This is a genomic window from Lichenihabitans sp. Uapishka_5, from assembly GCF_033947565.1.
GTDB lineage: Bacteria > Pseudomonadota > Alphaproteobacteria > Rhizobiales > Beijerinckiaceae > Lichenihabitans.
In genome coordinates this window covers 21,208-31,134 of the sequence record NZ_JARPVX010000047.1, presented here as the reverse complement: position 1 = coordinate 31,134, position 9,927 = coordinate 21,208, and the positions used below count along the sequence as shown (strand labels likewise).

10 protein-coding genes and 1 pseudogene are annotated in these 9,927 nt (G+C 69.4%); 4 read left to right on the top strand and 7 right to left on the bottom strand.

Translation table 11 applies throughout. The features are described from left to right. The first annotated feature begins 34 nt into the window (after nucleotides 1-34). Entirely contained in the window at nucleotides 35-1,048 is a 1,014-nt protein-coding gene (locus tag P7D22_RS15220) for a phosphomannomutase (RefSeq protein ID WP_319935098.1), read from the top strand. 143 nt (nucleotides 1,049-1,191) lie between these two features. Then, nucleotides 1,192-1,761: an MFS transporter gene (locus P7D22_RS23410; protein ID WP_336624813.1), complete on the top strand. Its 570-nt coding sequence runs from the start codon at nucleotides 1,192-1,194 to the stop codon at nucleotides 1,759-1,761. Nucleotides 1,762-1,771: 10 nt separating this feature from the next. Here P7D22_RS23410 and P7D22_RS23405 read toward each other — a convergent pair. Beyond that, nucleotides 1,772-2,221 (bottom strand): annotated as a pseudogene (locus tag P7D22_RS23405) (DUF2336 domain-containing protein); the annotation flags it as partial. A 398-nt stretch (nucleotides 2,222-2,619) separates the two neighbouring features. Here P7D22_RS23405 and P7D22_RS15210 point away from each other — a divergent pair. Then, nucleotides 2,620-2,802: a hypothetical protein gene (locus P7D22_RS15210; protein ID WP_319935096.1), complete on the top strand. Its 183-nt coding sequence runs from the start codon at nucleotides 2,620-2,622 to the stop codon at nucleotides 2,800-2,802. Between the two features lie 44 nt (nucleotides 2,803-2,846). On the opposite strand, the gene P7D22_RS15205 is transcribed toward P7D22_RS15210, so the two are convergent. Genes P7D22_RS15205 through P7D22_RS15195 form a run of 3 tightly spaced genes read right to left on the bottom strand, consistent with a single transcriptional unit; the run spans nucleotide 2,847 to nucleotide 6,280 of the window. Then, nucleotides 2,847-3,401, bottom strand: coding sequence for a hypothetical protein (locus tag P7D22_RS15205; protein WP_319935095.1), 555 nt, complete (start codon nucleotides 3,399-3,401; stop codon nucleotides 2,847-2,849). Continuing rightward, entirely contained in the window at nucleotides 3,398-4,051 is a 654-nt protein-coding gene (locus P7D22_RS15200; RefSeq protein WP_319935094.1) for a DUF1214 domain-containing protein, read from the bottom strand. Before P7D22_RS15200 ends, P7D22_RS15205 begins: the two co-directional genes overlap by 4 nt. A gap of 27 nt (nucleotides 4,052-4,078) precedes the next feature. Further along, nucleotides 4,079-6,280: a transglycosylase domain-containing protein gene (locus P7D22_RS15195; RefSeq protein ID WP_319935101.1), complete on the bottom strand. Its 2,202-nt coding sequence runs from the start codon at nucleotides 6,278-6,280 to the stop codon at nucleotides 4,079-4,081. A 185-nt stretch (nucleotides 6,281-6,465) separates the two neighbouring features. On the opposite strand from P7D22_RS15195, the gene P7D22_RS15190 reads away from it, so the two are divergent. Beyond that, the gene (locus P7D22_RS15190) at nucleotides 6,466-6,981 is read left to right on the top strand and encodes a YcgN family cysteine cluster protein (protein WP_319935093.1); all 516 of its coding nucleotides are present in this window, start codon (nucleotides 6,466-6,468) and stop codon (nucleotides 6,979-6,981) included. Between the two features lie 112 nt (nucleotides 6,982-7,093). Here the strand turns inward: P7D22_RS15190 and P7D22_RS15185 are convergent, their stop codons facing one another. The 3 genes from P7D22_RS15185 to P7D22_RS15175 form a co-directional block, all read right to left on the bottom strand. Next, complete coding sequence (locus tag P7D22_RS15185; protein WP_319935092.1) at nucleotides 7,094-8,149, bottom strand: NAD(P)-dependent alcohol dehydrogenase; 1,056 nt, start codon at nucleotides 8,147-8,149, stop codon at nucleotides 7,094-7,096. 121 nt (nucleotides 8,150-8,270) lie between these two features. After that, complete coding sequence (locus P7D22_RS15180; RefSeq protein ID WP_319935091.1) at nucleotides 8,271-9,044, bottom strand: S1 family peptidase; 774 nt, start codon at nucleotides 9,042-9,044, stop codon at nucleotides 8,271-8,273. Beyond that, nucleotides 9,022-9,903: a transporter gene (locus P7D22_RS15175; RefSeq protein WP_319935090.1), complete on the bottom strand. Its 882-nt coding sequence runs from the start codon at nucleotides 9,901-9,903 to the stop codon at nucleotides 9,022-9,024. Before P7D22_RS15175 ends, P7D22_RS15180 begins: the two co-directional genes overlap by 23 nt. Nucleotides 9,904-9,927 lie beyond the last annotated feature (24 nt).

Here is a 9,927-nt window from a genome sequence, read left to right as displayed (position 1 = left end):
CTGATTGTAACGCTCCACCACCGCCGCCTCGAGGGTGTCGGCCGGGGCCGATCCGGCCCCGGCAGACACCATCGAGGCGGCGGTGCTGGAGCGTTACAAGCAGCGCAGCGTCGCGGCTTTCGGCGCCGAGGCGCTGGCGGGCCTGACGGTCGGGGTCTACCAGCAAAGCACGGTGGCGCGCGACCTGCTGGTCGAAACGCTGCGGGCGCTCGGCGCCACCGCGGTGCCGCTCGGCCGCGCCACCAGCTTCATCCCGGTCGACACGGAGGCGCACCGGCCCGAGGATGTGGCATTATTGGCCGACTGGGCGCGTGACGGCCGCTTCGACGCGCTTGTGTCGGCCGACGGCGACGCCGACCGGCCGCTGGTGGCCGATGCGGCCGGGCGCATCCTGCGCGGCGACGTGCTGGGCCTGCTGGTGGCGCGCGCGCTCGGCATCGCCGCCATCGTGACACCCGTCACCTCCAGCGCCGCCATCGAGAGCTGCGGCATCGCCAAGACGGTGCGGCGCACCCGCGTCGGCTCGCCCTTCGTGATCGCCGGCATGCTCGAGGCGGCGGCCGAGGGCGCCACGGTGCTGGGCTTCGAGGCCAATGGCGGCTGCCTCTTGGGCAGCGACGTCGTGCTCCCCACCGGTCGCCTCGACGCGCTGCCGACCCGCGACGCCATGCTGCCGATCGTTTGTGCCCTCCTGGCGGCCCGCATGCCCGGGGGCCTCGCGGCGGCCGTCGCGGCCCTCGGGGCCGGTCACGCGATGGCCGACCGCCTGCAGGACATCCCCCCGGAAGCCAGCGGCGCTTTCCTGCGTGACCTCGCCACCCCGGCCTATGCGGACCACTTCTTCACGCCGATCGGCGTGCCGGCCGCGACCGACCGGCTCGATGGCGTCCGGGTGCAGCTTTCGGGCGACGGCGTGATCCATTACCGCGCGTCCGGCAACGCGCCGGAACTGCGCTGCTATGCCGAGGCCGCGACGGCCGAGCGGGCCGAGGCGCTGCTGCGCTGGGGCTTGGCGTCGGCCGCCGCTGTTCTTTCGCCGACGACCTGAGGGTTGGCCGGCAGGCCGCGAAGCGAGCCGGTCCGCGCCGACGCCTGAGCCAGGCTCGCACCGCATCACCAAAACGCCACCTTGGCGGCGCATGGGGCGACGATCCCGCCCACTCGCGCCCTCCAACGGCGCCGAAAGCCGCCATGACGCGCCCGCTCACCTCACCGATGCCGCGTCGGCGCCTCGACGCGCTGCGCGAGGTCGGCGCCATGCCGATGTTTACGGCGCTGCTGACGACGCTGTTGTTGATCGGCCTGCGGGACGCCATGACGGCGCCCTATCTGGTGCTGCTGGCGATCGAGCACGCCCATCTGCCGCCGGTGCTGCTTGGGCTATTCCTGACTGCGCGGGCCGCCGGGGCGATCGCGTTCGGCATCCTGTTCGGGGCCTGGTTCGACCGCGCCCCGACGCTGCGCCCGCTCGCGGTGTCGCTCGCAGCCGGCGTGGTCGGTTATGCGATGTTGGCCCCCACCACGGGCTTCGTGCCGCTGCTGTTGATCGGCGCGGTCCCGCTCGGGATCAGTTCGGCCGCCTTTCCGTTGTTGTTCGCCCTGGCGAAGCTCCACCTCGGCGCCGGCGACCGGCTGAAGGCCGAGCGCGGCACCGCCATCCTTCGGGCGAGCTTTTCGGCCGCCTGGGGTGTCGGGCCGGCCGTGGGCGCGATCGCGGTGGCGCGCTCGGCCGACCGAGTTCCTGGCGTCGCAGGGCCATGAGGATGTCGGCCCGCGCCCCGCGATCGGCCGCCAGGAACAGGGCCGCGAGTTCCAGCGGATCGCCGCCCCGTCGCAGCAGCAGGGTGGCGAGGCCCTGGTGGTCGCGGGCCCGGCGCACGAGATAACGTTGCAGGCCGAGGTCGATGGGCGCGGCGCCGTTCTCGGCCAGCGCCGCCACGACCGCCTCCTCCGGGCGCTCCGCCAGGGCCCGCACGGTTGCGGCGTCGAGGTCGGGCCGGCGCGCCACCGCGATGGCCATGTCGCTCGTGCCCAGCGCCGCGGCCGATTGCAAGGTGGCGTGATCGAGATGGGCGCGCGACAGCACCGTGGTGGCGATAGGGCCGCGCTCGACGATCAGGCGCTTCAATAAGCCCTTCGGCGCTTCGGGGTGGCCGGCCAGCTTGGCAGCCACGATGACGCGGGTCGCCTCGTCGGCATCTTCGAGCAGGCGCGACGCCATTTCGTCGAACTGCCGGATGGCGTCGAGGCTGTGGCTTGGCTTGCTGACGAACAGGTCCACCAGCACGCGCAACAGCACGGGGCGGATGTTGACGTCCGGCGTGCGGCCGAGGTCGGCAAGACGGTCGAGTGTTGCGGGAACATCGTCGGTGAGCATCGGGGCCTCGGTTGCGACCCCGCCCGGCTCGAGGCTGCCGGGCATCGGGAGGTCCGATGTGCCCGATCGGCCACAGCTTTCGACAGTGTCGTCCGGCAGGGCGCCCCAGGGGGGCGCCGCCGCCACACCCGAACTCTGCCCGCATTCTATTGATACAACTTTAACCTTCGGACCGCCTACTGACCTTGAGGCCAGCGTCGAAGGCCGATGGCGTAAGGGTTGTTGTAGCGGGACACAGGACAATGGGCACGATCGTCAACTTCCCCTCGCCGCGTCGCAAGCGCCGCCTGTCCATCCCACCCCAAGACGAAGCCACCATCCTGTTGTTCATGGGGGTACGCTACGTGCGGGAGCTGGATCCGGCTCCCGAACGCCCCCAGATCACCGTCCCGGACCGGCAGGCCGCGGTTCTGGAAAGCGCCTAGCGTTCGCCTGACCAACAGCGATCCGGGCGCACGTCCGCGCCGGTCTACGGCCCGGTGTCGCCGTGGCAGGTCACCCCGTTCAGCCTGTCTTCCGCAGCCTCACGGTTGCTGCCCTCGCCGAGCGGTGTCGCCAACGTCACGAAGCCGTCCGGCTCGGGCGTCGCCACCACGACGTTTCCGGCATCCGGTTCCGCTTCCGAACGCGCGGTCGGCGTATCGGTCAGCACGAGGTCGAAGCGTGTCGCATCCGCGGCCCGGACCGTTAGGCCGTAAAAGGCGAGCCCGTGACGGCTGTGGAAACCGATCGTCACGAAGCGGTCCGCCAGCGGCGTCAGCGAAAGCCGGAACGGTTTCGCCCGCAGGTCGAAACGGCATACGGCCGTCAGCATGGCAGGGTCCGCGAAGGGCGGTGCGTCTGGGCCGGCGGGATCGAGCGTCGCCCGGTCCGTCGTGGCCGTGAGGGCCGCCACGCGGGCGAAAGCATCGTGGTCGCTGCGCCAGGGCAGGATCAGCAACGACGCCCCGTGGGCGAGTCCCGCGACGGCCAACACCAGGACGGCCAGCACCAGGATGGTGGAACGCGACGGACGCAGCCTCATGGGCAGCCGAGGCGCTCGATCATGGGCCAGGCGGCCTCGCGCCCGGCCGTGCCGGTGGTCAGCGCCGTGTCGTACAGGCGCAGCACCACCGCGATCGGGCCGCTGCCCGGCAGCGGCAGCCAATTGCCGGCCGTCGCGATGGGCGACAATGCGATGACCGTCTGGCCGCTGCCGTCCCACAGTACGTCGTCGGAGGCGAAGCTTTGCCGCCCGGCCCGGTTGTCGAAGGGGCGCCCGGCCGGGTTTGCCGCCTCGAGCGTCCAGAACTGGGCCGGCGGCATGGTGCCGCTCAGGCGATAGCTGCAACGCCCATCGAGGCCATGGCCGTCGGAGTCGCGCTGCGCCACCGCCGTGAGCCCCTGGGCGGCCGCGAGCGGAACCGCGCCGTTCAGCGCCATGCGGGCTCGCAGATAAGGGTCGATGGCCGGCGTGCCGACATCCGTAAACACCCGCCAGGGCCCGATCCGCCGCGTGCCGATCGCATCCGATCGCACCGCTGCCGCAGTCAACATCAGGCCGAGCGCGATGCCGAGCACTACGGCGCCAAGGGCCGCCAGGGTCAACAGGCTGCCCCGGGCCCAGCGGGACGGGTCGAGGCTGCGCCGCGAAGGCGCGGCGGCGATGCTGAACAGCGGCTGCTGACGGTTCATGCGAACAGGTCTAGCGCCGCCGCGGGATCATTGCACGCTGAAGCGGTTGCCGTTCAGGCTGACGGGAGGGATTGCGGCATCGCCGGCCAGCCGGCCCAGGTCGTCGCGTCGCGCTTCCGGCTTGTCGCGCCGCCCGGTCATTTGGCCGATGGCGCCGATCACCGCGACCGTACGGGGCGACAACACGGCCGGCCGTAACGGCGACAAGGTCTGCACCAGGGCACCCGGCGCCACGGAGGCGACCGCGGCGGTGCCGGCGCCGGTCTCGATGCCGTAGCCGGGCTTCGCGTCGATCCCTGTATGGGCGAAGGCCATGATGTCGTGCCAGGTCTTGGCCGGCAGGGTGCCGCCCGTCATTTCGTTCATGGACGAATCGTCGTCGTTGCCGAACCACACCGCGCCCACGTAATTGCCCGTGAAGCCGCAGAACCAGGCGTCCTTGTAGTTGTTTGTGGTGCCGGTCTTGCCGGCGACCTGGACCCCGTCGAGCCGGGCCCGCGTGCCGGTGCCTTCGTTGACCACGTGGGTCAGCATGTTGTTCATCGTCGCCACATCGGCGGCCGGCACCACCTGCACGGGCTGCGGGCCGTCGACCTCGTGGCGGTAGATCACTTGGCCGCGGCCGTTGCGGATGTCGATAGCCGCGAAGGGCGCCACGCGCTTGCCGCCGTTGCTGAAGGCCGAATAGGCCGTGGCCATGTCGATCACCGTCACTTCGTCGGCGCCGACCGGCAGCGACACCGTGTCGGGCAGGGGGGTGGTCAGGCCCATCGCGTGAGCGGTCTCGATGATGCGGGCGCGGCCGACCTTGGGGTTGCCGTTGCCGATCGCGATCGACAGCTTCACCGCGATGGTGTTCAGCGAATGGGTCAGCGCCACCTGCAGCGGCAGGGCGCCCCGGTAGCTGTTGCCGTAATTGTGGACACACCAGGTGCCGATGCAGACCGGGCCGTCCACCACCGTAGTGGAGGGCTTGAACTTCCCCGACATGATGGCCGTCAGATAAACGAAGGGCTTGAAGGACGAGCCCGGCTGGCGCTGGGCGTCGGTGGCGCGGTTGAACTGGCTCGACCCATAGTCGCGACCGCCCACGATGGCCCGCACGGCGCCGTCCGGCTGCATGATGACGGCGGCGCTCTGCTTGGCGTGATAGGCCGGGCCGTTCTGGCGCAACTCGTCCTCGATCGTCGATTCCGCCTTCTTCTGCAGGTCGGCGTCGAGCGCCGTCTGCACCACCAGCACGCGGTTGTCGCCAAGCTTGCCAGCATCGACGAGCTTGCGCACTTCGTCATAGGCATAGTCGAGGTACCAGTCGGGCGACACGGTGCGGGTGCGGTCGACCGGCGTGGCCGGGTTCAGCCGCGCCCCATAGACCTGGGCCTCGCTCATGTAGCCGGCATCGACGAGGTTCGACAGCACGTCATTGGCGCGGGCGCGGGCGGCCGGCAGGTTGACGTGCGGGGCATATTTGGTGGGCGCCTTGAACAACCCCGCCAGCATGGCGGCCTCGGGCAGCGTCACGTCGCGCACCGATTTGCCGAAGTAGAACTGCGATGCCGCCTGGATGCCGAAGGTGCCGCCGCCCATGTAGACGCGATCGAGGTAGAGCTGAAGGATCTGCCGCTTGGTCAGGTGGGTCTCGAGCCAAAGCGCCAGAAAGGCCTCGTTGACCTTGCGGGCGACCGTACGCTCGTTCGACAGAAACAGGTTCTTGGCGAGCTGCTGGGTGATCGAGGAGCCGCCCTGCACGACGCCCGACGCGCGGGCGTTCACCGTCAGGGCCCGCAGCGTGCCGATCACGTCGATGCCGAAATGGGTGTAGAAACGCCGGTCCTCGGTGGCCAGCACGGCTTCCGGCAGGTAGGGCGGCATCTGGTCGAGCGATACGCCGTCATCGTGCAGGATGCCGCGGCGCCCAACCTCGGCCCCGTTATGGTCGAGGAACGTCACCGCAAGGTCGGTCTTCTTCAGCCAGTCGTCCGAAATGCTGCCGTAGATCGGATAAGCGAGGGCCAGCAGGGCGACCGCCGCCACGACGCCGAGGTTCAGCGCCTCGCAGGCCCCATCGACGAAAGCCCAGCGCCAACCCCGCACCGTGATCCGGTCGGACCAGGCCTGGCTGCGGGCGTAAAGATCGCCGGACCGCCGTCCTGCCTCGAACATCGAGGAATCGAACCAGGCGTCGACGGACAACATCGCCTGCGACAGGCGTTTGCCGAAACGGGTCATCCAGCTGTTGTCAACCACGCAGCGAAGCCTTCCAGGCCCACGCGCGCGCGGGCATCGACCTATCGCGACCGATTCCTTGACGCTTGCGCCGGAAAAGCGCAAGTGCCGGGCACGTCGCTCCACCCTGGACGCAAACGCCATGCCGGGCCTTTCCGGGTGGCCGACCGAGGCGGAGTCGCCAGATCATGACAGATTCCGATCCCGACGCGGCGCTCCCTGCCGCACCTGTGCCGTTCTGGCGCAAGCGCCTCGAGGACATGTCGCCAGCCGAATGGGAAAGCCTGTGCGACGGCTGCGGCCGCTGCTGCCTCGTCAAGCTCGAGGACGAGGACACGGCCGAAACCTATTATACCGACGTCGCCTGCAAGCTGCTCGATGCCGGCACCTGTCGCTGCGCCGATTATCCGAACCGCCAGCGCGAGGTCCCGGATTGCGTGCGGCTGACGCCCGAGGCGGTCCGGCAGATCCCGTGGCTGCCGCCGACCTGCGGCTATCGGCTGGTGCGCGAAGGGCGCGACCTGCCGTGGTGGCACCCCGTAGTGTCGGGGCGCCCCGAGACGGTCGTCGAGGCCGGCGTCTCGGTGCGGGGCAAGATATCGGCGCATGAAACCGAAGTGCTGCCGGAAAACCTGCCGGGCCATATCGTGCGCTGGCCCGACCGGGTGCCGAAGCGGGCGCGAGGCCTCAAGCCGAAGACTTGAACGGCGCCCTCATTCCGGACGGAGCGAAGCGAAGATCCGGGGAGCCTGAACCTTCGTCGCGGTGGTTCCTCATTCCGGGTCCGGCTACGCCGCCCCGGAATGAGGATGGGCCTCAGGCCGCCGTCGGCATCGTCTCCATGTCGATGACGAAGCGGTATTTCACGTCGCTCTTCACCATCCGCTCGTAGGCGGTCTCGATGTCGGCCATCTTGATCATCTCGACGTCCGAGGTGATGTTATGGGCGGCGCAGAAGTCGAGCATCTCCTGCGTCTCGGCGATGCCGCCGATCAGCGAGCCGGCGAACTGGCGGCGCTTCCAGATGACACTGAAGGCCGCGACCTTGAGCGGATCGGTCGGGGCGCCGACCTGGCACAAGGTGCCGTCGCGCTTCAGGGCATTGAGATAGCCGTTCACGTCATGGTCGGCCGACACCGTATCGATGATGAAATCGAAGCTTTCGGCGTGCTTGGCCACGGCTTCGGCATCCTTCGACAGAATGATGTCCTTTGCGCCCAGGCGCTTGGCATCCTCGGCCTTGCCGGGCGAGGTGGTGAACAGATAAACTTCCGCCCCCATCGCATGGGCGATCTTCACGGCCATATGGCCAAGGCCGCCGAGGCCCACCACGCCGACCTTCTGGCCCTTGGTCACCTTCCAGTGGCGCAGCGGCGAATAGGTGGTGATGCCGGCGCAAAGCAGCGGCGCCACGCCCTTGAGGTCGAGGTTCTCGGGGATGCGCAGGACGAAGTCCTGGTCGACCACGATGGCTTTCGAATAGCCGCCGAACGTCATGCCGCCCGATGTCTTGTCGGGGCCGTTATAGGTGCCGACGAAGCCGTTATTGCAATATTGCTCGAGGCCGTCGCGACAGTTTTCGCAGGAGCGGCAGGAATCGACCATGCAGCCGACACCGGCGAGGTCGCCCACCTTGAACTTGGAAACCTCGGTGCCGACAGCCTTGACGCGTCCGACGATCTCATGGCCGGGCACGCAGGGGAACACCGTGTTGTGCCACTCGTTGCGGGCCTGATGCAGGTCCGAATGGCAGACGCCGCAATAGATGATGTCGATCTGCACATCCTTCGGGCCAGGATCCCGGCGGTCGAAGCTGAAGGGCGCCAAGGGGGCGGTGGCGGATTCCGCGGCATAGCCGACGCAGGAGAACATGCGGGACGTCCGATCGTGAGGGGATAGGGATTTGGCGGCAGGGGCCATGGAGGCCACGAAAGCCACGACGATAGTCTAGGGTGCAACGCCGTTCCTGTCCATGCGTGGTCAGGGGCGCGTCTTACCTCCCGGCTGCCCAGGCCCGGAGGGCGTCGTCGATCCAGGCGCGCTCCGGAGCGATCCAGAGCCCCTGGGTCAGGGCACCGCAACGCTGCGCGCCCGTGCCGGCGGCCCAGATCGCGATGGCGGCCACGGCCGTGGTTCCGGGCCGCGTCAGCGGAGCGCCCGAGTCGCCCGTGCAGGCGCCACGCCCCTTGTGGTCCGGATCGCCGGCCCAAAGTAGCACAGCCGAGGCAGGGAGTTGCGCCGCCACAGTGGTGCTGCGCAGCCGGCCCGAACTGCGGCCGTCCCCTTCGCGCGTGACGCCGAAGCCCGACAGCGTGAAGCGGCTGCCGGGGCTGCCGTCGACGGCGTCGGCCAGCGTGGCGGGCGCGAACCGTGCCGGCAAGGGGGCCGCGAGCCGGATCAGCGCGAGATCGATCGAGCGCTGCCGGGTGCGGACCGCATCGGTGCGGTAGTCGGGATGCCGTCGCACGGCGGCGACGGGCAGCAGCGCCGTCGGGCCCTGGTCGGGGTCATAGATCCGCAGTTCGCCCCCGTCCGGCGCGCAATGGGCGGCCGTCATCACCACGGTCGGGGCCAGCACGGTGCCGGTGCAAAACCCCGCCGCGTCGCCGTTGCGGTTCAGCACCATGACAAGGCTCGCCGCGAGCGCGCCGCCAGGCTCGGACGGGCCCACAACCGCGGAGGCTGGGCCTGCCGCCAGCCCGGCGAAGCCGAGCGCGAGCCATAGGACCCGAACGGCGGCGCAGCTAGAACCGGCGCGCGACGCCACTATAGACTTCCGTATCGGGGGCGCCGCGGTTCAGCCCGAAATTGGCCCCCACGTCGAGCTGCAGGTTGGGATCGACCTGATAGGCCAGCGCCACATCGGCCGTGTAGATGTTGGTTTCCTGACGGGCTGCCGTCACCTGCGAGTAGAATTCCGCGAAGGCGGTGACGTCCTTCAGGCCCGGTACGGGATGGCTGACCTCGGCGATATTGGCAAAGGCCACATGGGTGCCCGGGCCGTTTTCGTTGGCCAGCACGTCAACCTCGGTCTGCAGCGTCACCTCGAAATCCTGCGGCAGCTTCAGCAGCAGCGGCGCGATCACGCCGCCCTCGACCGTGCCGTCGCCGATGCCGGCGGCACCGGTCGGCACCTTCAGATAGGGCGAGACCGCCAAAACCACGTCGCCCTTGTCGTTGCCGAGCAGGTTGAACTTGGTCAGCACGGTCGTGTCGCCATAGCCCTTGTCGCGCTCCAGCAGAGCGCCAGTGGCACGGTCGATCGAGCGTAGCGTGTTGTAGCCGCCGAGCGTCACTTCGAGGTCGATCGCGTTGGTCAGGCCAAGCTTGAGCACCGGATCGGCGGTCTCGAAGGTGTGGGTGGAGAGGCCGGACCGCTTGGTGGCGGTCACGTCCAGGAAGTCGCCCTCGATCTGGAAGTGTCCGGCATCCACCGTATAGGGCGAGTCGGCTTTGGCCGGGCGGTCGGGCGAGAAATCCCGCAGGTCGGCGTCGGGCGTCGGCATCAGCAGGGTGAAGCCGCTCTTGTCGGCAGCGTCCGCCGCGCGGGCGGCCGGCGCCACACCAACGACCCCCAGGCAGCACAGCAGGCCTGCGGCGGTCAGGGTTTTCAGCGGGATCGTCATGCGGTCCAGCAGGCGCGATCGCGG

Bases quoted from the DNA above. Each gene is read 5' to 3' on its own strand.
- P7D22_RS23410 (WP_336624813.1), top strand. From the start codon at position 1,192: ATGACGCGCCCGCTCACCTCACCGATGCCGCGTCGGCGCCTCGACGCG.
- P7D22_RS15210 (WP_319935096.1), top strand. From the start codon at position 2,620: ATGGGCACGATCGTCAACTTCCCCTCGCCGCGTCGCAAGCGCCGCCTG.
- P7D22_RS15205 (WP_319935095.1), bottom strand. From the start codon at position 3,401: ATGAGGCTGCGTCCGTCGCGTTCCACCATCCTGGTGCTGGCCGTCCTG.
- P7D22_RS15200 (WP_319935094.1), bottom strand. From the start codon at position 4,051: ATGAACCGTCAGCAGCCGCTGTTCAGCATCGCCGCCGCGCCTTCGCGG.
- P7D22_RS15195 (WP_319935101.1), bottom strand. From the start codon at position 6,280: ATGACCCGTTTCGGCAAACGCCTGTCGCAGGCGATGTTGTCCGTCGAC.
- P7D22_RS15190 (WP_319935093.1), top strand. From the start codon at position 6,466: ATGACAGATTCCGATCCCGACGCGGCGCTCCCTGCCGCACCTGTGCCG.
- P7D22_RS15185 (WP_319935092.1), bottom strand. From the start codon at position 8,149: ATGTTCTCCTGCGTCGGCTATGCCGCGGAATCCGCCACCGCCCCCTTG.
- P7D22_RS15175 (WP_319935090.1), bottom strand. From the start codon at position 9,903: ATGACGATCCCGCTGAAAACCCTGACCGCCGCAGGCCTGCTGTGCTGC.